The organism is Noviherbaspirillum sp. L7-7A (assembly GCF_019052805.1).
Classification (GTDB): Bacteria; Pseudomonadota; Gammaproteobacteria; order Burkholderiales; family Burkholderiaceae_D; genus Noviherbaspirillum_A.
Genome location: NZ_JAHQRJ010000001.1, coordinates 1130999 through 1154874, shown reverse-complemented (window position 1 = coordinate 1154874; position 23876 = coordinate 1130999). Strand labels below are relative to the sequence as shown.

Here is a 23876-nt window from a genome sequence, read left to right as displayed (position 1 = left end):
TACGTCTGTGCGGAACCGCACAGACAATTGATGCTCAAACTGGATGGAACAGTGGGGTGCCGTATGACGCTAGCCGAACTTATTTTAGTTTCACGCCGCTACGAGTCAATAACCGATGTGAACTTTTGGCAGCTTTTTTGCGGTAATCGGCACGCGCGAACCTTTCGTTGCATATTATGCAATTCTATTCCGAACTTTTAGCTCATTAACTCATTAAAGACTTACTGCTCATGTACATGCCATGAATTCAGATGACCTGGAGTGTTTCGCACGGGTGGCAAATTGCGGAAGCATCTCCCGTGCAGCCCTGGAACTCGGCAGTGACCAGTCAACTGTCAGCAGGCAGATGCTCCGGCTCGAAGCAACAACCTGTTCCCGCCTGTTTCACCGTAGCGGAAGAGGGGTCATCCTCACTGACGCTGGTCGCCTTCTGCTTGAACACGCGAGACGGGTTACCGAGAGTGTCGAGGAAGCACGGCGCGCCATTCATGCCTATTCCGATCAGGGCCCGGCCGAACTGGTCGTCGGCGCCCAGCCCACCATAGCACGAACGGTATTCGGTCCGATTGGATCGGCACTGCGTGAGCAGTTCCCGCGTACCCGCCTGCGATTCGCCGAGGGACTTAATGCCAATATCCTTTCCTGGCTGTCCACCGGCACCGTGGATGTTGCAGTGATCTATGTGCCGTTGCAGGCAAGTGGCTTGAAGATCGACATCCTGTTGCAGGAGCACCTGCGGTTGATCGTCCCGGCAAGCCAGGCCGATGTGGACAGTGAATTCCCGGTGCGACGGCTAGGCGACGTGCCCCTCATTCTGCCCAGCGCACCGCATGGCTTGCGCCATTTGGCTGAGTCGCTTGCCAGCCGTAGCGGGATTTCCCTTCATGTGGCCATGGAATGTGACGCTTCGGTCAGCGTCACCAAGCGTCTTGTGCAAAACGGGTGCGGCTACACGCTGCTGCCCATGGCCGCAGTAGCAGAGGAAGTCGCCCAGGGCACTCTCAAGGCGGCTCGGCTGGTGGGCGCAGACGTGAGCCGCGATGTGGCACTGGCTACGGCGAAGAACCGGCCAGGCGGTTCGGCACTGTGGAATGTGATGCAGACAGTGCGGCAGGAAGTGCGCCATATCGTTCGGTCAGGCGCTTGGCCGGATGCGGAATTACGGGACACCTAGGGCGTGTCATCAATTGAACTCTCGGAAATTTGCCCAGTCATTAGCACGTTGAAGTAATGGTTGGGGCGCGTAGCGCTGAGAAGTGATGAGAAGACGTTATGGATTAAGGGATGACCAGTGGGAGCGGCTCAAGGAATGGCTGCCTGGTCGGGAAGGACATGTGGGCCGCACGGCCAAGGACAATCGCCTGTTTGTCGAGGCGGTGCTATATCGCTACCGGGCAGGCATTCCCTGGCGCGATCTGCCGGAGCGGTTTGGGGATTTCCGGGTCATCCATACCCGGCACACTCGCTGGAGCAAAAGCGGCGTCTGGCAACGCATATTCGAGGCGCTAGCGGCCGATGCCGACAATGAATACGCCATGATCGATTCGACCATCGTGCGTGCGCATCAACACAGCGCAGGCGCGAAAAAAGGGGGGCCGAAGTCCAGGCAATCGGGCGCAGCCGTGGCGGGCTGAGCACGAAAATCCACGCCACCGTCGATGCGCTGGGCAATCCCACCGGATTTCATCTGACGCCGGGGCAGGCGCATGATTTGGACGGTGCAGATGCGTTATTGCCCGGCACGCCAGCGGCCACGGTCATTGCCGACAAAGCGTACGATGCCCAGGAGCGGGTCATTGATCGGTTGCTCGACGCTGGCAAAAACGTCGTGATTCCGCCCAAGCGCTGCCGCAAGCAGCCGCGCGACTACGACAAGCACCTGTACCGGGCACGGCATCTGATTGAGCAATTCTTCAACAAGCTCAAGCAATATCGCAGCATTGCTACCCGCTACGACAAAACCGCCCGCAACTTCCTTGGCGCTATCCATCTCGCTGCCGCTGTTGTCTGGCTCAATTGATGACACGCCCTAGGGTGCGTTGACCGAACAATTTACCGTAAGAAACAATGTTTATTTAAAAATAGTTGCTCTACGGGAACATTTTGGCTATAAATACGGTCTGTTTAACAGTGTGCATACGGCAACACACTCAGCCTTCAACAACGGATCGGAAATCATGAAGCAACCTAGTCTGGCCAAGCTCAACACCTATGACCCCAACCCGCTGCTCGATACCGTCACCGAGCACCTCAATGTGAAGAACGACGCGGCCTTGTCCCGTGCCTTGGCGATTGCGCCGCCCATCATCAGCAAGATCCGCCACCGCAAAATGGTCGTTGGACCGGCGCTCCTGATACGCATGCATGAAATTACCCATATCAGCATCAAGGAGTTGCGTGCATTGATGGGGGATCGGCGTCCTATTTTTTGCTGAGCGTTCGGAACGTATTGCTGGTGTCATCACCGTTTCCTATCAAACCTTTTGATTCAATCAATTCGATTAATCAACTGAGAATCATTATCATTTCACGCTCTCGATGCAAGCAAGCGAAAGGGTGAAATCATGGTGACTGCTGCAAGAACGATCAGCCAGGTGGCAATGCATATGGCGGTGTCCTTCGGTGTTCTTTACGTATTGACCGGCTCCTTCGTGGCCGGCGGCGCTGCCGCCGTGCTGGAGCCGCTTTGCAATGTGATCCTGATGCCCTTTCATGACAGATTCTGGGAAAGGGTCAGGCAAAAGGTCGAGGAACGGGAGCGCCAGACGCCGGCGGCGACCATCAGCAGACAGTCGACCACCATTCAAGCTTGATCCTTCCCGCCTGCACCAGGCCCTGCAACCATGCAGGGCAATCGATGGTCTATTCATCATTCCCCTGAAAAGAGAAGATGCGATGGCAATGACCAGCACTTATACCAGTCCGGAGCCGGCCCGTGAGGAAGTCGACAAGTTCGACGGTGCTACCGTGATCGAATTTGGCGCGCCCTGGTGCGGTTTCTGCATGGCAGCCCAGGCACCGCTGGCGCGCGCCTTTGCCGGGCATCCCGGCATCCGGCATATCAAGATCGAGGATGGCAAGGGCAAGGCTTTGGGCCGTTCGTTCCGTGTCAAGCTCTGGCCTACCCTGGTTTTCCTGCGCGACGGGCGCGAGGTGGCACGGCTGGTGCGTCCGGACGATGTTGCCGATATCGAACGCGCATTGCATGAGGTCGAGCAGCCGGCATGAGGGCTGCCTGCGCTAGCCCACGATATGCGCAATCAGCGGCAGGTGGTCTGACGCGATACGCGCCAGCGGCGAGGCATGCACCCGGACCTCGACCAGACGATGGCGCGGACTGATCCAGAGGCGGTCCAGCGCAAACATCGGCAGCCGTGACGGAAAGGTGCACGGCGCCGGCACCGGCTCGAAATGCGACGTCAGCCAGCGCAGGGGCCGTCCCCAGACAAACCATTCATTCAGATCGCCGGTCAGGATCACCGGCATGCGGTCGGTATCGAAAGCCTGCAGCAGCAGCCGGATCTGGTGGCGACGCTCGGCCGGCCGCAGCCCGAGATGGGTGGCGATGATGCGCAGCGGATGTCCGTGGCAGTCCAGGTCGGCGTCGAGCGCGCCGCGCGGCTCCCTGCTGCCGAAGGACAGGTCGATGGTCCGCGTGGCCACCACCGGATAGCGACTGAGCACGGCATTGCCATAGCGACGCCTGGGCGTGTCCTCGGCCGGCCCTTCGACCGCATGAAAACCGGTCATCTGCTGCAGCAGGTCCAGCACATTGGGCCCGGCGCCGCCCAGAGGCACTTCCTGCAGGGCGATCACATCCGCATTGATTTCCTGCAGAACACCGGCAATCCGCCCGGGGTCGTAACGGCCATCCGTTCCCACCGCCGCATGGATGTTGTAGGTCGCGACCGTCAGCGGCCATGGATTCAGATCGGGTTCAACGCCATTGCCGGTGGCCTGATCGATCACGCCGGTCATTTCCTGATTCATGTCCTGTGTCAGTTTTTCCAAGCGCCCTCCCGCGCGGCAAACAGTTTCTGCAAACCCAGCGCCGTGGCGATCAGCAACAGGGCCACCAGCGCCACGACGGCAATAGCGCCCGGACTGGGCCGGCGCACCGCCTCGGCGAGATGATGAACGAAAGTCACGGTCAGTACGATTCCAGGCGTCATGCCAAGCACGGTTCCGACCAGGAAGTCGCGCAGGCTGATGTGGGACGCGCCGGCCACCACGTTGATCGCAACGAAAGGCGCCACCGGGAGCACCCTGACCACCATCACGGCCAGAATGCCGCGCCTGGCGATACGCTTGCTCAGACGGTTGATGCGTTCGCCCAGCAGGCTGCGCACTGCGTCCCGTCCAGCCCACCAGCCCAGTCCGTAGCCCAGCGCCGCGCTCAGCGTCGAGCCTGCAATCGCGTACAGGGCGCCATAAGCGGGCCCGAACACCATGCCGGTCACGGCGATGAGCAGCGTCACCGGCACCATCAGCACGCCCGCCAGCGCAAAGGCGGCGACCGCCACCAGCGGCGTGAACGGCATTGCTTCCAGGGCCCTGGCGGCCGCCACCAGGCTGGCAAGATTGACCGTTTCACCCAGCGGCGTGGCGCGCCATGCCAGCGCCAGCCCGCCCAGCAGCAGCGCCAGCATCCCCAGACCGATCAGCCGTCGCGACACCGGCTGGCGCGCTTCATCGGGAACGAATTCGGCCACTAGTTCGTCCGGCGTAATGGGACGCTCCGGGTCGAACACCGCATTGTCGATAGCGAGCAGTGCCATCTCGGGCGTGACCACGGGATCGATGGCAACAAGCCTGCGATGCCTGCCCAGGCGCTCGATTGAGCGCAGCAGGCTGCCCTCGGCATGGATCGCCCCGGTCACCGCTTCCGGCGATGTACCGAGATGCTCGCCCAGCAGCCGGCCGCGCATCCGCGCGATTGCCGCCCTGACCCGCTCGCCCTCTTGCCCGGCGGCTGCTTCCAGGGTCAGGTTGCATTCGGTGTCGAAGGCCATCGAGCGGTTGCTCATGTTGGCCGAGCCGACGCAGAACAGATCATCGTCGATGGCGAAGACCTTGCTATGCACATTCAGGCAAGCATCCGCCAGGCCCGGCACCTCGGGGCACATCATGCGGTAGCGGCCAAGGCTGTCGGCCGCCTTGAGCCGCTGGTGTATGCGCGCGCGCAACGCACCCATCGTGGCCTGCTCCAGCCAACCGCTCTGGTTTCTGGGAGATATCACGACGATCTCGGGCGCGTCCGGCGACGACAGGCGTTGCGCCAGCGCGTTGCACAGGGTGTTGGAGGTGAAATACTGGTTTTCGAAAAACATGTGATGGCGCGCCGATGCGATCGCATCGAGGTACAGTTCGCGCACCTCGGTCACGACGGGAGCGCCTTCGAATGCCGGTTCCGTACGGGAGATCGCAATATCCACATCGGTGACGTCGGGCGCGGACCCGTCAGGCCAGGGATCGTGCGTGCCACGGGCTGGCACAAGCGGCGACCTGCCGGTCGCCCTCTTCCAGCGTTGCCTGGCAAGTTCGCCCAGAGCTGCGGCAACTTCGCCGTCCACCATTGCCTGCACATCGTGAAAGGGACCGTAGGGCTTGCCGTTGGCATCCACCCGCAAGGGATTGCTGCCGGCATGGTCCTGCGTATCCCAGCGACATTTGGTGATGTCGAGCCCGCCGACAAAGGCGACCTTGTCGTCCACCACCACGATTTTCTGATGATGCGATGCACCGACCGGGTGCCTGTCATCCATATGGAAGGCCATGCAGCGCTGCCGGCGCCAGCCGGTGCGGTAAGCCGGCAGCAATTCGCGCTCCAGTGCATAGAGCATCGCGAAATCCCAGTTCAGCACATGGACGCGAAGCTGCGGCCTTTCTTCCAGCAGTGCATGCAGAAAGTCGCCCAGGGCTTCGGGAAAGCCATCGCCGGCGCCGCCGGGAACCATCACCGTGCGCCGGTCGATATCCCAGCTGAGGATCATGATGCAGTCGCGCGCGCCAAGCATGGCCTGTCGTGCCGTCCTGAAATAGGCATCGGCATCGATGAGGAGCGCGTAGCGGCCCGCACGCGCAAGCCGCCAGCAATTGCGGCCGGGCTGCAGTAGCGGCCGGTGCAGGGCGTTGCTGGAAACAGGCGCGATGGTGGACATGGAACAGGCTGGCTGGCGCGATGGCAAGGTTCCCATTTTCATTCGGCGCGGCGGCCGGCGCATTGCGCCGACACGCGTCGAGCGCGCAAAGCATACCCCGCATCGTTTCATTTCCTCAATGGATGCCCGTCACGGAGCACGGCGCACTGCTCGGGCTTGATCGCCGATAAGCCCTTCGTGTTCCACTGCGGATTTCAGTGCGGCCGAGCTGAACGAAGCGATACCGATGCCATCACACAGCCATGTAGCCACGCAGGCCCGCCTGCCATCCGCAACAAGGCGCGCATGCCAGGCCGGCGCCTTCCGATGCTGCACCCGGCATGCAGCAAGACTTTTATGAAAGGAGTAGTTCGATGCAACGCGTATCCGATGTGATGACCCGCCAGGTGCAGCCAGTGTCCCCGCGGGATAGCCTGCGGCATGCGGCCCGAATGATGGATGAACTCAATGTCGGCGCGCTGCCGGTCTGCGATGGCGAGCGTCTGGTGGGCATGGTGACCGACCGCGACATCACCGTGCGCGCTACATCGGCCGGCCTGGCGCCCGACGATACGACGGTGGAGCAGGTAATGAGCGCCGATGCGCGCATTTGCCATGAGGACCAGTCCATCGATGAAGTGATCCGGCAAATGGAAGATACCCAGATACGCCGGGTCCCCGTCATGTCGCGTGACGATCCGCCCCGGCTGATCGGCATCGTTTCGCTCGGTGACATCGCCACCAGGCAGGAAAGCGGCGTCCAGGCGGCGCAGGTGCAGCAGGTGGTGGAAAAGGTGTCGTTTCCCTCCGAGCCGGATCTGTCTTCGAAAGGCATGGCACCCGGTTCCGCAGGTGCGGCACCGGGTACGGGTGCGGATGCAGGTGCAGGCGGCTCAGACACCGGTACCGCCACCGGGATGGCCGGCTCCGACATCGTGGACGACAGGCTCAACCCGCGCTACGAAGTCTCGGCGACTGCCGACCCGAGCGACATCGTGGAAGTGACGCCGGCCGACCTGGTCAACCGTAACGCTCCTGGAAGCACCGAACTGCGCAATCCCACCACCGCCGCCAATGCGGCCAGCGCGGATCGGGCGCCTGTTGTCACGCGTCGAACCGGTGACCATGAAGCCGGCACCGCGGATGCCCCCGGCGCATCCGGCGGTACGGCTGGAACGGCTGGAACGGCAGGCTCGGCCGGGACCGGCGTCGGCGCCAAGCCCTGACACGCCTGGGCCGACGCAAGGTCCGTCGCGCCGCTGCGAGAGGTCACCGCCAAGCTCAGCGGCAGCGAACAGCGCAAACAAGAAAGGCTGCATCGTTCGACCGATGCAGCCTCGTTGGCGCCGCCGCCGCGGCGCCTGCCCTGAAGGCAATTACTTCGCGGCGTTGGCAGCGCGCAGGCTGGTGTCCTTGATCTTGCCGCCTTCCACCACGCCCATGAGCACGTTGGCGATGGTGCCGCCCTTGTCATCCAGGCCTTCGATCTCCTGCGGATTGTTTTCCGGCGGCAGGGACTTGAATGCCTTGTCCATCTGCTCGCGGATCTTCACGCCGTCGGTGGCCGTGCCGGCCAGCTTCATCGCAAGGGCGGTGGCATGCACCGCGGTGTAGTTCAGGCTCACTTCCGAGCTCGGGTCGCGGTTCGGATCAAGCTTGTGGAAGTTATTGACGAACAGCTTCGCGTTCGGACGCGGGTCGGCAATCATCGGCAGCACGCCGACCGAGCCTTCCAGCGGGCCATAGCCGCCGACCACCTTGGCCATTTCATCCAGCTTGGCCTGGTCCAGCACCAGGAAGCCGCCTTTGAAGCCCAGGTCGCGCGCCTGCTTGGCTACCAGTGCGGTTGGTTCCGAAGCGCCGCCGATGAACAGCACGTCAGGCTTGCCCTGCAGGACCTTGGAGACGCCGCTGTAGAAGTCGGTCGCCTTGTTGTAGGACATCGGATTCTCGGCAACGATCTTGCCGCCGGCCGCTTCCCACTTCGGCTTGAAGGCGGCGGTCCATGCCTTCGCATAGTCATGGTCGGCATTGGCAATGGCCACGTTCTTGCCGAACTTGCTCATTTCGGTCTTGATGAACGGATCGATATAGATCGTGAAGTCAGGCGGAATGCGCACGCTCATCTTGTTGCCGCGCTCGGTCACCTGCGGCAGGCTGGTGTAGGCCAGCAGCAGCGTGTTGGACTTCTCGTTGAATGCCTGCACCGCGAAGATGCCGCCGGAGTGCGGCACCAGCACGGCCGGGGTCTTGTGCTGCTGGATCAGGCGCTGCACGTTGATGGCGGTTTCGCTGGGGTTGTACTTGTCGTCGAGCGAGACGATCTCGATCTTGTATTTCTTGCCGCCGACTTCCAGGCCCTTGGCATTGATTTCATTTGCGGCCATCTCCATGCCCATCAGCACGTTCTTGCCATACAGCGCAGCGCCGCCGGACAGCGGGCCGGAGTAACCGATCTTGACCACTTCCTGTGCCATTGCGTTGCCGCCGAATGCCAGGGCCACTGCCACGGCCAGATAAGCCGGTTTCATTGTGATACGCATTATTAAGTCTCCTTCTGTGGATGGGAATTGCACCTGCAACGACATTGACGCACCGGCGCCCGGTCAGGCTATCAGGCGCCGATATAGGCCTTGCGCACCGCTTCGTTATTGAGCAGCTCGTCCCGGCTGCCTTCCATCACGATGCGCCCGCCCTCGATCACATATGCGCGGCTGGCAATGCGCAGCGCGGCATAGGCGTTCTGTTCGGCCAGCATCACGGTGGTGCCGGCCTTGTTGATCCTTTCAATGACTTCGAACATCTGCTTGACCACCAGCGGGGCCAGGCCCAGCGAAGGCTCGTCGAGCAGCAGCGCCTTGGGACGGGACATCAGCGCGCGGCCGATGGCCACCATCTGCTGCTGGCCGCCGGACAGCGAGCCGGCATTCATCTCGCGCTTCTCATGCAGGATGGGGAACATCTCGAAGACTTCATCCAGCGTCTTCCTGATGCCGCGGCTGTCGCGCCGGTGCACATAGGCGCCCAGCGTGAGGTTCTTCAGCACCGACATGGCCGGAAACAGCTTGCGGCCTTCCGGGCATTGCACCACGCCCTTTTCGACGATGTTGGACGGCTTCATGCCAACCAGTTCGGTCTTGCCGAAGCGGATGCTGCCGCTGGCCGCGCGGTGCAGGCCGCTGGTGGTCAGGAAGATCGAGCTCTTGCCGGCGCCGTTGGCGCCGAGCAGTACCACCAGTTCGCCTTCGTTGGCGTGGATGTTGATGTTGTTCAGTGCACGGAAGCTGCCGTAGTTCAGCGACACATTTTCAAGCTGCAGCATTTTCACTCCCCAGATACGCTTCGATCACGATCGGGTTGGCGCGGATCTCCGCCGGCGTACCTTCCGCGATCTTCTCGCCATAGTTCAGCACCATGATCTTGTCGGCCAGGTTCATGATCATGTCCATCTTGTGTTCGATCAGGCAGACCGTCATGCCATGCTTCACCAGCTTCTGGATCAGTTCGGCAATGCCCACCGTCTCTTCCGGATTGACGCCGCCGGCGGGCTCGTCCAGCAGCAGCATCTTGGGATCGGTCGCCAGGGCCAGCGCAAACGCCACGCGCTTGCGCTCTTCCTGCGAAATGTCGCCCGCAACCCGGTGCGATACATGGGACAGCCCGACGAAGTCCAGCGCTTCCTGCGCCTTGACGCGGCAGATGCGCTCCTCTTCCTTCAGGCGCCTGGTGCCCAGCAGCACGTCCATCAGGCCGGACTGGGTGCGCAGCCGGTGGCCGACGATCAGGTTGTCCAGCACCGTGGCCCGGTCGAACAGGGCCGTGGCCTGGAAGGTGCGGGACACGCCCAGCTTGGCCACCTGGTCGGCGCGCAGGCCGGTCACGTCCTGGCCGTCGAAGATGATCTTGCCGGAGGTCGGCGGGATCGCGCCCGAGATCAGGTTGAAGAACGTGGTCTTGCCGGCGCCGTTGGGCCCGATGATCGCATTGATCTTGTTGCGCTCGAAGTTGATGCTCACGTCATGGACCGCGGTCAGCCCGCCGAAGCGCTTGGTCAGGTTCTGAATTTCAAGCATGCGAGCTCCCCTTCTGCTGGCCGTGGCCGATCACGCCGCCGGCCGGTGTCTGTGTCTTTGCTTGTTTCGCGGCAGCCTCGCTGGCCAGGCGCGATGCATTGCGCGCCCGCCATGCCAGGTAGGAGCCGACCACGCCGTGCGGCACGAAGATCACCAGGATGATCAGCAGCGGGCCGAACACGACAAACCGGTAATCCTGCAGGAATTGCAGGTACTGGGTCAGCCAGGGCACGCCAATCGAGCCCAGCAGGGGGCCGAGCAGGGTGCCGATACCGCCCACCAGCATGTACATGGTCATGTCGAAGGTATGCTCGACGCTGGCGATGCCGGGGCCGAGGAAGCGCACGAAGCCGGCATACAGGCCGCCAGCGAGGCCTGCATAGAACACCGACAGCATGAAGGCCAGCACCTTGTTGCGCATCAGGTTGATGCCCAGCGCCTCGGCCAGGTCGTCGCCGTTGCGGATCGCCATGAAGGTGCGGCCCAGCAGCGAGTTCACGATGCGGTGCATGGCCCATACCGACAGTGCCAGGAAGAACAGCACCAGGTAGTACTGGGAACGCGGCGCTTCGAAGTCGATGCCGGCGAAGCCGGTCGGCGCCGGAATGCCCATGATGCCCACGGTGCCGTGGGTCAGGCCTTCCCACTTCTCGATGAGCAGATACATGATGTAGCCCACGCACATGGTGAAGATCGAGAAGAAATGCCCCTTCAGGCGCAGCGACACCAGGCCAACGAAAAGGCCGATGAAGGCGGCAACGAAGCCCGACAGCGCAAACGCCGGCCAGAAAGACCAGCCGTAGTCCACCGTCAGGATTCCCACCGTGTACGCACCGACCGCCATGAAGCCGCTATGGGCCAGGTTGAACTGGCCGGTGTAGCCGGTGATCAGGTTCAGGCCGATGGTGGCGATCGCAAACACATAGGCGGTCGCCATCACGGTCAGGTAATAGTCATTGCCGGCGGCAAAGAAGGGAAAGGCGATCGCCAGCGCCAGCAGGAGCAGCCAGCCGATTTTTCCATCGATGAGTTTCATGATCAGCGAGCCCCCGTGGTGAACAGGCCTTGCGGGCGCAGCGACAGCACCACCACCAGCAGCACGAAGGCGATGATGTCCTTGTAGTCGGTCGAGATGTAAAAGGCACCGAACGACTCGGCAAAGCCAATGATCAGGCCGCCCAGGATGGCGCCCGGGACGCTGCCCATGCCGCCCAGCACGATGATGACGAAGGCCTTGGTGATGACCAGGTTGCCCATGGCCGGATAGACCAGGTTGATCGGTGCATACAGCGTGGCGGCCACTGCTGCCAGCACGCCGGAGATGGCGAAGGTCATCATGGCCACGCGGTTGGCGTCGATGCCGACCAGCGCCGCGCCGTCGCGGTTTTGCGCCATCGCGATGATGGTGGCGCCGGTAGTTGTCTTGCGCAGGAACAGGTGCAGCCCCAGCATCAGCGCGAACGCGGCAACGATGATCAGCAGGCGCTGCGACGGCAGGGTCACGCCGCCCATGGAGATGATGCCGGCATAAGGCGTCTGCATGCGGCGGAAATCGGCGCCGAACATGGCCTGGGCGCTGGCTTCCAGAAACAGCAGGATGCCGATTGCCGCGATCATGTGATGCAGGCCTTCATGGTGACGCAATGGATGAAATACCAGGCGCTCGGAGATGACGGCGATCGCGGCCACGACAACGCCGGCGCCGGCCATCGCGACCCAGTAATTGAGGCCCCAGTTCGACATCAGGAAAAAGGCGGCAAAAGCGCCCACCATGTAGAACGCGCCGTGCGCAAAGTTCGGCACATGCATGATGCCGTACACCAGCGTCAGGCCCAATGCGACCAGACTGTACACCCCGCCGAGCGTGAGCCCGTTGAGGATCTGCTCCAGTATCAACTCCAAGATTCGTCTCCTTAATATTCCACGATGCGTCTTGCAAGACGCATCACGCTTGCTCTGACCGGCGGCGAACCACCCGGGAACTACCCATTCTCTTGTCGAAAATGTGAACGCTCGTTTTTATTTTTTAAGCGCAGTCGAACCGTATCATCACTGGCAAATTTAGGTCAATAAAAATGAGCCAATATTTTGCAGTGCAGAACGAAAGTATTGAAAAATCTTCTTTCTCGCCGACGAGCGGTAGCTTTGGTCCAATTCTGCGGAACTTCAAGGTAGTTTTATGTTGAAACTGATGCTCAACATGGTGTGCGACGGTCAGTGGGGACACGCCAGAGTGAACGCGAATGTTTCACTGTGCGGTACGGCATTCCGTTTTTGTTGACTGCCCTGCTGACGGATGGTAGGTTTAAGCCGATGGCATGCTAACAAAACCACAAGCCACCGGCAATCGGTCGATACCATGCCAGCACCGGTTCTCCGCAGAGCGAACCGTTCCCACAACGACAGGAGACACCATGTTGAAAAAACTGATGCCGGCACTGGCAATCGCCACGGCCGCCTTGTGCGCCGCACAGCCCGCATTGGCGCAGTCCGCCAGCAATTATCCAAGCAAGCCCATCCATATCATCGTGACCTTCACCAGTGGCGGCGCACCCGACATCCTGGGCCGGCTGATCGGCGACAAGCTCAGCGCTGCCTGGGGCCAGACGGTCATCGTCGAGAACAAGCCCGGCGCCGGCGGAAACATTGGCGCCGACTATGTCGCCAAGGCCGCACCCGACGGCTACAACGTCGTGGTGGGCACGGTGGGCACCCATGCGATCAACGGCGCGCTCTACCAGAACATGCCCTACGACATGACGCGCGACTTTACGCCGGTCACCCTGCTGGCGTCCACGCCGAACATGCTGGTCGTCAATAACAATGTGCCCGCGAAGAACCTGAAGGAATTCATCGATCTCGGCAAGAAGGAAGGCAAGATGACCTTCGCCTCTTCGGGCTCGGGCACATCCATCCATGTGTCCGGCGAATTGTTCAAGACCATGACCGGCATCGACATGCAGCATATTCCCTATAAGGGACGTGCCAGCGCCATCCCTGATCTGCTGGGCGGCCGGGTCACGATGATGTTCGACAACATGCCCTCCAGCCTACCGCTGGTCCGTGAAGGCAAGCTGCGGGCCTTGGGCGTGACCAGCGCCAAGCGTTCGCCGGCCGCGCCGGACATTCCCACCATTGCCGAATCCGGCCTGCCCGGCTTCGAGGCGGTGTCCTGGTTCGCGCTATTTGCGCCGGCCAGCACGCCCCGCCCCGTCGTCGACAAGCTGCAGGCCGAGGTCAGCAAGATCCTGAAAATGCCGGATGTCTCGAAAAAGCTGCTGGACCTGGGACTGGAGCCGTCGGGCTCGACCCCGGATGAACTGGCCGCCTACCAGAAGACCGAGATCGCGAAATGGTCGAAGGTGGTGAAGGACTCCGGCGCGAAGGTGGAATGATGACGGCGCCAGCACGCTGGAAACAACGCCCCGAAGGCGCCAACTGGGGCGACTTCGGCCCGGACGATCAACTGGGCCGCGTCAACCTGGTCGGCAGCGAGCAGATACTGAAAGGCGCGGCAGAAGTGCGCGCGGGCCGCAGCTTCTGCCTGTCGCTGCCGCTGGACCTGCCCGGCGGCAATGCATTGAATGCCAGGCGTAACCCGCCACGCTTGCAGCCGACCTGGCGCGGCGACACCCCGGTGCTCAACTACGGCATGGACGGCCTGGTTGCCGACAGCATCGATGTCGTCTCCGACGACCAGGTGCTGCTGTGCCTGCAGTACTCCACGCAATGGGATTCGCTGGCGCACGTTGGCGCGCGCTTCGACGTCGAAGGCGCAGGCGTCGAGGAAATGGTGTATTACAACGGCTATCGCGCCGGCCAGGATGTCAAGGGACCGCCCGATATGCAGGAAGGCTGCGACGGCGGCGGACACAGCTCCCATGCGGCTGCGCTGGGCATCGAGAACATGGCAGTGCATGGCATGCAGGGCCGCGGCGTGCTGCTGGACCTGGCCCGGCATTTCGGCCGGGAACGCAAGCTGATCGGCTTCGACGAGATCGCCATGGTGATGCAGCAGGACGGCGTCGCCGTGGAGCGTGGCGACTTCCTGGTGCTGCGCACCGGCTTTGCCGAGGTGGTGACGGAAATGGGCGGCACGCCTGACCCGCAGGTGCTGCACCATACCTGTCCGGTGCTCAATGGCCGAGACCAGAAGCTGCTGCAATGGATCACCGATAGCGGCATTGCCGCCATCTGCGCGGACAACTACGCGGTGGAAGCCTATCCCGCGCCGGAAGTGGCGGGCCGCAAGTCCATCCTGCCTCTGCATCACCATTGCCTGTTCAAGCTGGGCATACCGCTGGGTGAACTGTGGTACCTGAAGGATCTGGCCGACTGGCTGCAGGCCAATGGCCGCCATCGTTTCATGCTGACCGCGCCGCCGCTGAGGCTGCCGGGCGCGGTGGGATCGCCGGTAACGCCGATCGCGACCGTGTAAGACGACGGGGCGCGGGCCGAATTACGGCATGCGCCCCGCCACCCTCGTCACGGCCTGAACAGCGCCCACAGCACCACGGCCCAGGTAGCGGCCGAGAACAGCACGGTCAGCATTACCGCCGCGCTGCCGAAGTCCTTCGCATTGGCCGACAGGGGATGTCGTTCCAGCGAGATCCGGTCCACCACAGCCTCGATCGCCGAGTTCAGCAGCTCGACCACCAGTACCAGCACCATGCTGCCCACCAGCAGCAGCTTCTCGATGGCCGACACCGGCAGCAGCAGCGCTGCGATGGTGGCCGGCACGATCACCCACAACTCCTGGCGGAAGGCATGCTCGTGCTTCCAGGCGCTCGCCAGGCCCTTCAGCGAATAGCGCATTGCGCCGGCGATGCGGCCAAGGCCACTCTTGCTCTTGAATGCCGAATAGGCCGGCTCATCGGGTTGCATCAATAGGTGCCCGGCAGCAGGATGTTCTTGTCCACTTTCTGTACATCGGTCAGGCCGCACAGTGCCATCGTGATGTCGAGCTCCTTGCGGATGATCTCCAGCACCCGTGTCACGCCCTCCTCGCCCATTGCGCCCAGGCCGTACAGGAAGGCGCGGCCGATATAGACGCCGCGCGCGCCCAGGGACAGCGCCTTGATCACATCCTGGCCTGAGCGGATGCCGCCATCCAGGTGCACTTCCATCCTGTCGCCCACCACGTCCATGATGGCCGGCAGCGCATTGATGGACGAGTCGGCGCCGTCGAGCTGGCGGCCGCCGTGGTTGGAGACGATCAGCGCATCGGCGCCGCTCTGCGCCGCCATGCGGGCATCTTCCGGGTCCATGATGCCCTTGATGATCAGCTTGCCGCCCCAGCGCTGGCGCAGCCATTCCACGTCATCCCAGGAAAGCCGCGGATCGAACTGTTCGGCGGTCCACGCCGACAGCGAGGACATGTCCGACACGTTGGTTGCATGGCCGACGATATTGCCGAAGCCGCGCCGCTTGGTGCCCAGCATGCCCATGCACCAGGCAGGCTTGGTCGCCATGTTCATGATGTTCTTCAGCGTCAGCTTGGGCGGCGCGGTGAGGCCGTTGCGCAGGTCCTTGTGCCGCTGGCCGAGGATCTGCAGGTCCAGCGTCAGCACCAGCGCCGAGCAGTTGGCGGCGCGGGCCCGCTCCACCAAACGACTCATGAAATCCCTGTCCTTCATGAAGTAGACCTGGAACCAGAAAGGCTTCGTGGTGTGAGCCGCGATGTCCTCGATGGAGCAGATGCTCATGGTCGACAGCGTGAACGGCACGCCGAACTTCTCGGCGGCCTTCGCCGCCAGGATCTCGCCGTCGGCATGCTGCATGCCGGTCAGGCCGGTTGGCGCCAGCGCCACCGGCATGGAAACCGGCACGCCGACCATGGTGCTGGCCAGGCTGCGGTTTTCCATGTTGACCGCGACCCGCTGGCGCAGCTTGATCCTGGCGAAGTCGTCGCTGTTGGCGCGATAAGTGGACTCCGTCCATGAGCCTGAATCGGCATAGTCATAAAACATGCGCGGCACGCGCCGCTCGGCCAGGATACGCAGGTCTTCGATGTTGGTGATCACGCCCATTCTTGTCTCTTTCTGATATCGGGGTTTTTCGCAGGCAGCATTATGGCCGGGAAATGCCCTTGTCATACAAGCGGTATAGATGAAATTAATTGTCGCGCGCCTTGCATGGAACGGTGTTTTGCCGGATGCGTTTTTGATATATTTTCACATCGTGGTATAAAGTCATATTGCATCGCACCAGTTTCCAATGAAAAACACTGATCAACCGCTGGAGAACGACAAGACGTCGATCCAGGTTATTGAACGCATGATAGGCCTGCTCGACGCACTGGCCGACTATCCCGACCCGGTCAGCCTGAAAGAGCTATCCGCCGTCACCGGCCTGCATCCTTCCACCGCGCATCGCATCCTGAACGACCTGGTCATCAAGCGTTTCGTCGACCGCGCCGAACCCGGCACCTACCGGCTTGGCATGCGGCTGCTGGAGCTGGGCAACATCGTCAAGAGCAGGCTCAATGTGCGCGAGGCATCGCTGGACTTCATGCGCGCGCTGCACCGCAAGACGCACCAGACCGTCAACCTGTCGGTGCGCCAGGGCGATGAAATCGTCTACATCGACCGCTCCTTCTCCGAGCGCTCGGGCATGCAGGTAGTGCGGGCCATCGGCGGCCGGGCGCCCCTGCATCTCACCTCCACCGGCAAGCTGTTCCTGTCGGCGGACGATCCCAAGACCGTCAGGGCCTATGCAACCCGCACCGGCCTTGCCGGCCACAACAAGAACTCGATCACCGACCTGGCAAAACTGGAACGCGAGCTGAGCCTGGTGCGTGCCCGTGGCTATGCCCGCGACAACGAGGAACTGGAACTGGGTGTGCGCTGCATGGCGGCCGGCATACGCGACGACAGCGGCAAGCTGATCGCCGGCCTGTCGATCTCGGCGCCCGCAGACCGGTTGCAGGAAGAATGGATCGGCGACCTGCTCAGCACCGTCAACGAGATCTCGGCCGTGCTGGGACATGTGCCGGCAGCGGATGGCGCCGAACCGGCGCGCTGATGCGCGAAAGTGAAAAAGGCCGCACCAGGCGGCCGTTCAGGTCAGGAACTCTGCGCAGTGACGGTTCGGCCCAGCGCGGTCGGGCGGGCGTTTTCCAGCCACTTGCGGATGCGACCGGCATCGGCCAGGCGTGAACTCTTGCCCTTGGAATCGAGGAAAACCATTACCACCGGCCGGCCTTCGATCTTTGCCTGCATCACCAGGCAACGGCCCGCCTCGGAGATATAGCCTGTCTTCTGCAGGCCGATCTGCCAGTCAGGGTTGTCGACCAGGTTATTCGAATTGCGGTACTGCAGCATCGGCCCGCCCGGCTCGACGGCGTATTTGCTGTCGGTCGAGTACTGCCGGATGATCGGATGATGATGTGCCGCGATCACCAGCTTGGCCAGGTCGCGCGCGGTCGAGACATTGCTGCTGGAAAGGCCAGTGGAATCGACGTAGTGGGTGTTGACCATGCCCAGCGAGCGCGCCTTGGCGTTCATCGCCGCCACGAACGCCGGCAGCCCGCCCGGGTAATTGCGGCCCAGCGCCGACGCGGCCCGGTTCTCCGAACTCATCAGGGCGATGTGCAGCATGTTTGCGCGCGTTAGCTGGGAGCCAACGCGCAGCCGGGAATGGCTGAACTTCTCGCGGTCCACGTCTTCCTCTGTGACGGAGATCAGCTCATCCATGTTCTGATTCGCTTCCACCACCACCAGGCTGGTCATCAGCTTGGTGATCGAGGCAATCGGCAGCGCAATCTGGGCATTCTTTTCAAACAGCACTTCAGCGGTGGACTGATCGATCACCAGGGCGGCATTGGACTTCAGGTCCAGCGGATCGCGCGTGAGATTCAGTCCGGCGAGATCGCCCGCGGTCATTACGGGCGGCACCAGCGGCACCGCCGGCGCCGGCGCTATGCGCTGGTACACCACCTCGCGCCGCCCCTTCTTGCCGCGAGTGACCTTGCGCACCAGCTTTTCCTGGGCAATCAGCGGCGCGACCCGGCCCTTGCTGCTGCTTTCGCTTGCGTCACGACCAGCCCTGGCAGCCGATTTTCTGGCCGGCTTGCTATCGGACTTCGCCACATGCTTCTTGACGGTGGCGGATTTCTTGGCGGGTTCCCGTGGAGCGGATTTGGCGAGCGCTGGCGACGACACGACGACAGAAATTAATACTGACAACATCATGGCTAGCGCAGATCTGGCCATCGCAACTCCTGGAATTTTGACGCGTGGGGAGGCTTGCAGTTTAGCAAACTGGCTTGATTTCGCAAGATAATGAAAGGCTTAGCGTCGAAATTTCAATAAGTTTCGAGCTTTTTTGGAATCGCTTTGGCAGAAATGTGACGTTCCAGCGACACCGGGGACACATTAGCCCGGCTGCTGGAACGTTCGAAGATCACATTCAGTTGGAAGAAACTGCGTCGGCAATCGCACGGCCGAGGTCGGCAGTGCTGGCAGTGCCGCCCATGTCCGGGGTGAACGGCGCGTGGTCCGCACCGGCTTCCAATACCTTTTCGATTGCGCGCAGCACGGCCGCACCCGCTTCAGGGTAACCCAGGTGCTCCAGCATCATCGAGCCGCACCAGATCTGGCCGATCGGATTGGCCAGGCCCTTGCCATAGATGTCGGGCGCGGAGCCGTGCACCGGCTCGAACAGCGATGGGAACAGGCGCTCGGGATTGATATTGGCCGATGGCGCGATCGCAATCGTGCCGGTGCATGCCGGACCGAGGTCGGACAGGATGTCGCCGAAGAGGTTGGAGGCAACCACCACATCGAACCACTGTGGATTGCGCACGAACTGCGCAGTCAGGATATCGATGTGGAACTTGTCGGTCTTCACATCCGGGTAGTGCCTGGCCATTTCAGCCACCCGCTCGTCCCAGTAGGGCATGGTGATCGAGATGCCGTTGGACTTGGTGGCCGAGGTCAGGTGCTTCTTCGGCCGGCTTTGCGCCAGATCGTACGCAAACTTGAGGATACGGTCCACGCCCTTGCGCGAGAACATGCTTTCCTGGAACACCACCTCCCGCTCGGTGCCTTCGTACATCCGACCGCCGACGGAAGAGTACTCGCCCTCGGTGTTTTCACGCACCACGTAGAAATCGATGTCGCCAGGCTTGCGGTTGACCAGCGGCGACGGAATGCCCGGCATCAGCCGGCAGGGACGCAGGTTCACATACTGGTCGAAGTCGCGCCGGAACTTCAGCAACGAGCCCCAAAGAGAGACATGGTCAGGCACCGTGTCGGGCCAGCCCACCGCGCCGAAGAAGATCGCGCTGTGGCCGCCGATCTGGTCCTTCCAGTTGTCCGGCATCATCTGGCCGTGCCTGGCGTAATAGTCGCAGGAGGCGAAGTCGAAATGGTCGAACTTCAGGTCGAGCGAGAACTTGCGGATGGCGGCATCGAGCACGCGCAAGCCTTCGGGTACGGTCTCCTTGCCTATGCCGTCGCCGGGGATGACTGCAATCGTATTCATACGTTTTATTCCAGAAAGGTGGCGAAGCCGGAAACCGGCTCGCGATGGGTGACCAGGCTGTTTTCGATCTTGCTCTGGTCCGCGTATCCCAGCGCCATGCCGCATACCACCTGCTCGTTCTCGGGCAGCTGCAGCCTGTCGCTGATGATTCGGTGGAACTGGGTGAAGGCTGCCTGCGGGCAGGTGTCCAGGCCGCGGCCACGCGCCGCCACCATGATGTTTTGCAGGAACATGCCGTAGTCCAGCCAGGAGCCGCGCTCCATGATGCGGTCGATGGTGAAGATCAGGCCCACCGGCGCGTCGAAGAACACATAGTTGCGGGCATGCTGTGCCTGCATGCCGGCCTTGTTGTCGCGGGTCAGGCCGAGCAGCGAATACAGGTCCCAGCCGACCTTGCGTCGGCGGTCGATGTAGGGCGACACCCATTTGGTCGGGTAGTAGCTGTACTCCTCGGCATGCTGGGCGGCGCGTTCCGGGTCGAGGTAGGCATCGACGATGGCCGTTGACAGAGCGTCCCTGGCGGCGCCTGTCAGCACATAGACTTTCCACGGCTGGGTGTTGGTGCCGGACGGCGCGCGCGACGCCACTTCCAGGATGGCTTCGATGTCCTCGCGCGCAACGGCCTGCGGCAGGTAGGCGCGGATCGAGCGGCGCGAGGTAATCGCCTCGTCGACGACGGCCTGCTGCTGGGTCTGGATCATGATGGATCTCCTTCAACGAGAACGGTTTGCAGCAGGGCCCGCATCGGGTCCGGGATGGTGGCCGGGCGGCGGGTATCGCGGTCGACATACACATGGACGAAATGGCCAGAGGCGGCGGCGCTGTCATCGGCGTTGCGGAAAATGCCGACTTCATAACGCACGCTGGCATTACCGAGCCGGGTGACGCGCATGCCCGCCGTGACTTGGTCGGGAAAGGCCACCGATGCAAAGTAATTACACTGGGTTTCCACCACAAGGCCGATCACCGGGCTGCGTTCGACATCAAGCACGCCGTTGGCGATCAGGAACTGGTTGACCACGGTGTCGAACCAGCTGTAATACACGACGTTGTTCACATGCCCGTAGGCATCGTTGTCCATCCAACGGGTGGTAATCGGATGGAAATGACGGAAGTCGCCTCGTTTTCTGGTCTCTGGTTTCATTATTTTTTTACGACGAAATAAACGCCGATCACCGCCAGCAACATGCCCGCCACGCCGGTCAGGCTGAATGCCTCGCCAAACATCAGCCAGGCCATCAGTGCGGTGGTCGGCGGGGTTAGATACAACAGGCTGGTGACGCTGGTGGCAGCGCTTTTCCGGATCAAGGCAAACAGCAGGAAAATCGCCCCGATGGACAATGCCAGGATGGACCACAGCAAGGCGCCGACGAAACGCGGCGTCCATTGTACTGTCTGCAGTGCCGGGGTGAGATGTTCGAACGCGACCGCCAGCGGCAGCACCACGGCAAAGGACGCTGCGAACTGGATCAGCGTGCCTGTGCGGAGATCGAACTGCGGGCAATGCCGTTTCTGGTACAGCGTGCCGATGGTAATCGACACCAGCGCCATCAGGCAGAGCGCGATGCTGTGCCAGGTCAGGCCGATCAGGGAAATCTTGTTCGCTACCACCAGGCCAACGCCAGCGATGCCGAATGCCAGCCCCAGCCATTGCCGGCCCTGCACTTTTTCGCCGATCAGCGGCGCCGCGAAGGCGGTCAGGATGGGCTGCATCCCTACGATCAGCGCCGACAACCCGGCCGGCATGCCAATCTTGATTGCACACCAGACGCCACCCAGGTAGCCGGCCTGCACCAGCACGCCGGCCAGTGCAATATGCCCAACCTTGCCGCTCGGCCATGGCGAGCGCATCAGCAGCACCAGCGGCCCGAGCACCAGCAGCACGCCGATGAAGCGCAGCAGCAGGAAGGTCAGCGGCGGCGCATAAGGCAGGCCGAACTTGGCCACGATGAAGCCGGTACTCCAGATCAGCACGAAGACGGCGGGCATGGCGGCCACCCAGGCATTGGGAGGTGTGGCGGCCTTGGCGGCGCCGGTGGCGGAAGTGGTCATGAGGGAGAAGCCGGCGTCGTTGCACCGGCATAAGTGGATGCAATCGACACCGTCTGCAGGTGGACTGCCACGGTGTCGTCGATGTTTCTGCCGTAGCCGCCAGCCATGGCGATCGCCACCGGCAAGCCGCGGGTTGCCGCTGCGTCCAGGACCAGCCGGTCGCGCGCGGCCAGGCCAGCCATGGACAGTTTCAGCCGGCCAAGCCGGTCGCCTTCGTGCGGATCGGCGCCTGCGAGATAAATGATGAGCTGCGGCGAAAAACGGATGAACAGTCCGTCCATTGCCTTTGCCAGCGCTGCCAGATAGTCCCGGTCGCCGGCCCCATCAGCTAGCGCCACATCGAGGTCGCTGCGTTCTTTTTCGAACGGATAATTCAGCTCGCCATGAAGCGAAAGCGTAAACACGGAGTCGTCGCGGGCGAGTATCGATGCGGTGCCATTTCCCTGGTGGACGTCAAGGTCGACAATCGCAACGCGCTGCAGCCGCCTCTCGGCCTGCATCAGCCTGGCGGCAATTGCGGCATCGTTGAACACGCAAAAGCCTTCGCCGTGATCGGCATAGGCATGATGGGTGCCGCCAGCCAGGTTGACCGCCACCCGCTCTTCCATCGCCGCCCGGCAGGCGGCGATGGTGGCGCCGGCTGAACGGCGCGAACGCTCGACCATCTGCTCCGACCAGGGAAAACCGATCTGCCGCTGCTGCTGTGGGGTCAGTTCGCCAGACTGTACTGCACGGATATAGGCGGGATGATGCGCCAGGGCCAGCACGCCATTGCTTGCTGCGGGCGCCTCCAGAAATTCGATATCTTGCGACGATGCAGCGAGCGCATCCCGCAGCATTCTGTATTTCGCCATCGGGAACCGGTGACCGGCCGGAAGCGGCAACACGAAGTGATCGCTGTAAAAGGCTTTCAATCTGATTCAGGTCGGCGAAGGGAATCGAAGTTTAGCATGGCCGATTGCACTCTTATTGTGCGAATAGCATTGCCTCTACACTATTGCTTCAGGGATGTACGAGGTTATGCAGACCATTTGATATAGGTCAGAAGCACCCGCACCATTGTGCGGTGCACGCAAAATCGCTTGACACTCCGACCAGGCCACTTAGAATACGGCTTGTTGCGCTGCACAATGAATTTGGCGGGGCAATTTCATACCTCTACAATTCTTAGGAGAACATCCATGTTTTCATTCCAGGAACAAATTTCGGCGGCAACGAAGAACAATCTCGAAACCCAACTCGCACTGATCACCGCCCTGACCGGCAAAGCCTTTGAAAGCGTCGAGAAGGTCATCGAACTGAACATGAACGCTGCCAAGGCTGCGCTCGACGAGTCCACCGGCAATGCGCGCCAGCTGCTGGCAGCCAAGGGCCCGCAGGAATTCCTCGCGCTCAGTGCCAGCCAGGCACAGCCGAACGCTGAAAAGCTGGCTTCCTATGGCCGCCACATTCTGACCATCGTTTCCGGCCTGCAGTCCGAGGTAGCGAAAGCCACCGAGACCCAGATTACCGAACATAGCCGCAAGCTGGCTACCCTGGTTGACGAAGTGTCGAAAAACGCACCGGCCGGTTCGGAAAACGTAGTGGCATTCATGAAGTCGGCCATCGCCAGCGCCAATGCCGGCTACGAGCAGCTGAGCAAGAGCACCAAGCAGGCAGTGGAAGCGATGGAAGTCAACATGAACACCGCTGCCGCCCAGATGACCCAGGCCGCGGGCAAGACCGGCGCCCGCGTCGCAGCCGTGGCATCTGTGAAGAAGTAAGCAACGCCGTTTCCGTTCAACCCCGCCCGCGGCTGCCGGCGGGGTTTTTCATTTCCACCTGATCCTTTTCCGCAAAACCCGGAAAAACTGACCAGGCTCAAGCCATTTGCAACTGCGCCTTCAGGTCACCCTCCCGTCACATTTGACTTCTAGACTGCGCCGCATTTCTACTTCCGGCAGCAGCCATGTATCCGTTCCCTAGCCCTTCCGGCATTGTTCAGTACTATCTCCGCCCCGCACCGCCGCCCTCTTCCGGCACGATTCCGACGGCATCGCCGCCCCCTGCGCCGGAGGCCAATGCTGATCCGTCGAGGCTGTCCAGGATAGCCGGCAGCGCCCTGTCCAGCATCAAACTGTCCGCC

General features: G+C 62.0%; 25 protein-coding genes. 10 read left to right on the top strand and 15 right to left on the bottom strand.

Features of this window, described 5'->3' with window-relative positions; translation table 11 throughout:
• The first annotated feature begins 241 nt into the window (after positions 1-241).
• The 5 genes from KTQ42_RS05265 to KTQ42_RS05245 all read left to right on the top strand — a co-directional run bounded on the left by KTQ42_RS05265 (position 242) and on the right by KTQ42_RS05245 (position 3228).
• Positions 242-1174: a LysR family transcriptional regulator gene (locus tag KTQ42_RS05265; protein ID WP_217344551.1), complete on the top strand. Its 933-nt coding sequence runs from the start codon at positions 242-244 to the stop codon at positions 1172-1174.
• An 85-nt stretch (positions 1175-1259) separates the two neighbouring features.
• Positions 1260-2020, top strand: a protein-coding gene (locus KTQ42_RS05260) for an IS5 family transposase (protein WP_217344550.1) whose coding sequence is annotated in 2 segments (ribosomal slippage) — positions 1260-1584 and positions 1584-2020 — 762 coding nt in all. Because the reading frame shifts where the segments join, the coding sequence is not laid out codon by codon here.
• Between the two features lie 157 nt (positions 2021-2177).
• Complete coding sequence (locus KTQ42_RS05255) at positions 2178-2435, top strand: hypothetical protein (protein WP_194711258.1); 258 nt, start codon at positions 2178-2180, stop codon at positions 2433-2435.
• Positions 2436-2564: 129 nt separating this feature from the next.
• Positions 2565-2813, top strand: coding sequence for a DUF2061 domain-containing protein (locus KTQ42_RS05250; protein WP_217344549.1), 249 nt, complete (start codon positions 2565-2567; stop codon positions 2811-2813).
• Between the two features lie 82 nt (positions 2814-2895).
• Positions 2896-3228 (top strand): thioredoxin family protein, encoded by a 333-nt coding sequence (locus tag KTQ42_RS05245; protein WP_217344548.1) that lies wholly within the window; start codon positions 2896-2898, stop codon positions 3226-3228.
• 12 nt (positions 3229-3240) lie between these two features.
• On the opposite strand, the gene KTQ42_RS05240 is transcribed toward KTQ42_RS05245, so the two are convergent.
• Together KTQ42_RS05240 and KTQ42_RS05235 are read right to left on the bottom strand one after the other, a co-directional pair.
• A complete protein-coding gene (locus KTQ42_RS05240) occupies positions 3241-3978 on the bottom strand; it encodes an endonuclease/exonuclease/phosphatase family protein (RefSeq protein WP_217346822.1) in 738 nt (245 codons plus the stop codon).
• A gap of 20 nt (positions 3979-3998) precedes the next feature.
• Entirely contained in the window at positions 3999-6161 is a 2163-nt protein-coding gene (locus tag KTQ42_RS05235; protein ID WP_217344547.1) for a VTT domain-containing protein, read from the bottom strand.
• Between the two features lie 353 nt (positions 6162-6514).
• Between KTQ42_RS05235 and KTQ42_RS05230 the strand changes: the two genes are divergently transcribed.
• Positions 6515-7366, top strand: a complete 852-nt coding sequence (locus KTQ42_RS05230) for a CBS domain-containing protein (RefSeq protein WP_217344546.1) — start codon at positions 6515-6517, stop codon at positions 7364-7366.
• A 150-nt stretch (positions 7367-7516) separates the two neighbouring features.
• Here the strand turns inward: KTQ42_RS05230 and KTQ42_RS05225 are convergent, their stop codons facing one another.
• From KTQ42_RS05225 to KTQ42_RS05205, 5 genes are all read right to left on the bottom strand, one after another.
• On the bottom strand, positions 7517-8683 hold the full coding sequence (locus KTQ42_RS05225) for an ABC transporter substrate-binding protein (protein ID WP_217344545.1): 1167 nt from the start codon (positions 8681-8683) through the stop codon (positions 7517-7519).
• A gap of 71 nt (positions 8684-8754) precedes the next feature.
• Positions 8755-9462, bottom strand: coding sequence for an ABC transporter ATP-binding protein (locus tag KTQ42_RS05220; RefSeq protein WP_217344544.1), 708 nt, complete (start codon positions 9460-9462; stop codon positions 8755-8757).
• Entirely contained in the window at positions 9449-10213 is a 765-nt protein-coding gene (locus KTQ42_RS05215; RefSeq protein ID WP_217344543.1) for an ABC transporter ATP-binding protein, read from the bottom strand. The genes KTQ42_RS05220 and KTQ42_RS05215 overlap by 14 nt, the downstream gene beginning before the upstream one ends.
• Positions 10206-11249: a branched-chain amino acid ABC transporter permease gene (locus tag KTQ42_RS05210; protein WP_217344542.1), complete on the bottom strand. Its 1044-nt coding sequence runs from the start codon at positions 11247-11249 to the stop codon at positions 10206-10208. The genes KTQ42_RS05215 and KTQ42_RS05210 overlap by 8 nt, the downstream gene beginning before the upstream one ends.
• A gap of 2 nt (positions 11250-11251) precedes the next feature.
• Complete coding sequence (locus tag KTQ42_RS05205; RefSeq protein WP_217344541.1) at positions 11252-12115, bottom strand: branched-chain amino acid ABC transporter permease; 864 nt, start codon at positions 12113-12115, stop codon at positions 11252-11254.
• A gap of 512 nt (positions 12116-12627) precedes the next feature.
• Between KTQ42_RS05205 and KTQ42_RS05200 the strand changes: the two genes are divergently transcribed.
• Together KTQ42_RS05200 and KTQ42_RS05195 are read left to right on the top strand one after the other, a co-directional pair.
• Positions 12628-13608: a tripartite tricarboxylate transporter substrate binding protein gene (locus tag KTQ42_RS05200; RefSeq protein WP_249222645.1), complete on the top strand. Its 981-nt coding sequence runs from the start codon at positions 12628-12630 to the stop codon at positions 13606-13608.
• Complete coding sequence (locus KTQ42_RS05195) at positions 13608-14651, top strand: cyclase family protein (protein WP_217346820.1); 1044 nt, start codon at positions 13608-13610, stop codon at positions 14649-14651. The genes KTQ42_RS05200 and KTQ42_RS05195 overlap by 1 nt, the downstream gene beginning before the upstream one ends.
• Positions 14652-14698: 47 nt before the next feature.
• On the opposite strand, the gene KTQ42_RS05190 is transcribed toward KTQ42_RS05195, so the two are convergent.
• Both KTQ42_RS05190 and KTQ42_RS05185 read right to left on the bottom strand, forming a co-directional pair.
• Positions 14699-15097 (bottom strand): diacylglycerol kinase, encoded by a 399-nt coding sequence (locus KTQ42_RS05190; RefSeq protein ID WP_217344540.1) that lies wholly within the window; start codon positions 15095-15097, stop codon positions 14699-14701.
• Positions 15097-16242 (bottom strand): alpha-hydroxy acid oxidase, encoded by a 1146-nt coding sequence (locus tag KTQ42_RS05185; protein ID WP_217344539.1) that lies wholly within the window; start codon positions 16240-16242, stop codon positions 15097-15099. Before KTQ42_RS05185 ends, KTQ42_RS05190 begins: the two co-directional genes overlap by 1 nt.
• A 187-nt stretch (positions 16243-16429) precedes the next feature.
• Here KTQ42_RS05185 and KTQ42_RS05180 point away from each other — a divergent pair, with 187 nt between their 5' ends.
• Positions 16430-17236: an IclR family transcriptional regulator gene (locus KTQ42_RS05180; protein ID WP_217344538.1), complete on the top strand. Its 807-nt coding sequence runs from the start codon at positions 16430-16432 to the stop codon at positions 17234-17236.
• A 41-nt stretch (positions 17237-17277) separates the two neighbouring features.
• Here the strand turns inward: KTQ42_RS05180 and pbpG are convergent, their stop codons facing one another.
• The 6 genes from pbpG to KTQ42_RS05150 form a co-directional block, all read right to left on the bottom strand.
• Entirely contained in the window at positions 17278-18426 is a 1149-nt protein-coding gene (gene pbpG / locus KTQ42_RS05175) for a D-alanyl-D-alanine endopeptidase (protein WP_217344537.1), read from the bottom strand.
• A gap of 196 nt (positions 18427-18622) precedes the next feature.
• The gene (locus KTQ42_RS05170; protein ID WP_217344536.1) at positions 18623-19699 is read right to left on the bottom strand and encodes a tartrate dehydrogenase; all 1077 of its coding nucleotides are present in this window, start codon (positions 19697-19699) and stop codon (positions 18623-18625) included.
• A gap of 5 nt (positions 19700-19704) precedes the next feature.
• On the bottom strand, positions 19705-20400 hold the full coding sequence (locus tag KTQ42_RS05165) for a nitroreductase (protein WP_217344535.1): 696 nt from the start codon (positions 20398-20400) through the stop codon (positions 19705-19707).
• On the bottom strand, positions 20397-20843 hold the full coding sequence (locus KTQ42_RS05160) for a thioesterase family protein (RefSeq protein WP_217344534.1): 447 nt from the start codon (positions 20841-20843) through the stop codon (positions 20397-20399). Before KTQ42_RS05160 ends, KTQ42_RS05165 begins: the two co-directional genes overlap by 4 nt.
• On the bottom strand, positions 20843-21751 hold the full coding sequence (locus KTQ42_RS05155) for a DMT family transporter (protein ID WP_217344533.1): 909 nt from the start codon (positions 21749-21751) through the stop codon (positions 20843-20845). The genes KTQ42_RS05160 and KTQ42_RS05155 overlap by 1 nt, the downstream gene beginning before the upstream one ends.
• A complete protein-coding gene (locus KTQ42_RS05150) occupies positions 21748-22665 on the bottom strand; it encodes a histone deacetylase (protein ID WP_217344532.1) in 918 nt (305 codons plus the stop codon). Before KTQ42_RS05150 ends, KTQ42_RS05155 begins: the two co-directional genes overlap by 4 nt.
• 267 nt (positions 22666-22932) lie before the next feature.
• Between KTQ42_RS05150 and phaP the strand changes: the two genes are divergently transcribed.
• Positions 22933-23514, top strand: a complete 582-nt coding sequence (phaP, locus tag KTQ42_RS05145; protein ID WP_217344531.1) for a TIGR01841 family phasin — start codon at positions 22933-22935, stop codon at positions 23512-23514.
• Positions 23515-23876 lie beyond the last annotated feature (362 nt).

Coding starts and splice junctions, on each gene's coding strand:
- KTQ42_RS05265 (WP_217344551.1), top strand. CDS start 242: ATGAATTCAGATGACCTGGAGTGTTTCGCACGGGTGGCAAATTGCGGA.
- KTQ42_RS05255 (WP_194711258.1), top strand. CDS start 2,178: ATGAAGCAACCTAGTCTGGCCAAGCTCAACACCTATGACCCCAACCCG.
- KTQ42_RS05250 (WP_217344549.1), top strand. CDS start 2,565: ATGGTGACTGCTGCAAGAACGATCAGCCAGGTGGCAATGCATATGGCG.
- KTQ42_RS05245 (WP_217344548.1), top strand. CDS start 2,896: ATGGCAATGACCAGCACTTATACCAGTCCGGAGCCGGCCCGTGAGGAA.
- KTQ42_RS05240 (WP_217346822.1), bottom strand. CDS start 3,978: ATGACCGGCGTGATCGATCAGGCCACCGGCAATGGCGTTGAACCCGAT.
- KTQ42_RS05235 (WP_217344547.1), bottom strand. CDS start 6,161: ATGTCCACCATCGCGCCTGTTTCCAGCAACGCCCTGCACCGGCCGCTA.
- KTQ42_RS05230 (WP_217344546.1), top strand. CDS start 6,515: ATGCAACGCGTATCCGATGTGATGACCCGCCAGGTGCAGCCAGTGTCC.
- KTQ42_RS05225 (WP_217344545.1), bottom strand. CDS start 8,683: ATGCGTATCACAATGAAACCGGCTTATCTGGCCGTGGCAGTGGCCCTG.
- KTQ42_RS05220 (WP_217344544.1), bottom strand. CDS start 9,462: ATGCTGCAGCTTGAAAATGTGTCGCTGAACTACGGCAGCTTCCGTGCA.
- KTQ42_RS05215 (WP_217344543.1), bottom strand. CDS start 10,213: ATGCTTGAAATTCAGAACCTGACCAAGCGCTTCGGCGGGCTGACCGCG.
- KTQ42_RS05210 (WP_217344542.1), bottom strand. CDS start 11,249: ATGAAACTCATCGATGGAAAAATCGGCTGGCTGCTCCTGCTGGCGCTG.
- KTQ42_RS05200 (WP_249222645.1), top strand. CDS start 12,628: ATGTTGAAAAAACTGATGCCGGCACTGGCAATCGCCACGGCCGCCTTG.
- KTQ42_RS05195 (WP_217346820.1), top strand. CDS start 13,608: ATGACGGCGCCAGCACGCTGGAAACAACGCCCCGAAGGCGCCAACTGG.
- KTQ42_RS05190 (WP_217344540.1), bottom strand. CDS start 15,097: ATGCAACCCGATGAGCCGGCCTATTCGGCATTCAAGAGCAAGAGTGGC.
- KTQ42_RS05185 (WP_217344539.1), bottom strand. CDS start 16,242: ATGGGCGTGATCACCAACATCGAAGACCTGCGTATCCTGGCCGAGCGG.
- KTQ42_RS05180 (WP_217344538.1), top strand. CDS start 16,430: ATGAAAAACACTGATCAACCGCTGGAGAACGACAAGACGTCGATCCAG.
- pbpG (WP_217344537.1), bottom strand. CDS start 18,426: ATGGCCAGATCTGCGCTAGCCATGATGTTGTCAGTATTAATTTCTGTC.
- KTQ42_RS05170 (WP_217344536.1), bottom strand. CDS start 19,699: ATGAATACGATTGCAGTCATCCCCGGCGACGGCATAGGCAAGGAGACC.
- KTQ42_RS05165 (WP_217344535.1), bottom strand. CDS start 20,400: ATGATCCAGACCCAGCAGCAGGCCGTCGTCGACGAGGCGATTACCTCG.
- KTQ42_RS05160 (WP_217344534.1), bottom strand. CDS start 20,843: ATGAAACCAGAGACCAGAAAACGAGGCGACTTCCGTCATTTCCATCCG.
- KTQ42_RS05155 (WP_217344533.1), bottom strand. CDS start 21,751: ATGACCACTTCCGCCACCGGCGCCGCCAAGGCCGCCACACCTCCCAAT.
- phaP (WP_217344531.1), top strand. CDS start 22,933: ATGTTTTCATTCCAGGAACAAATTTCGGCGGCAACGAAGAACAATCTC.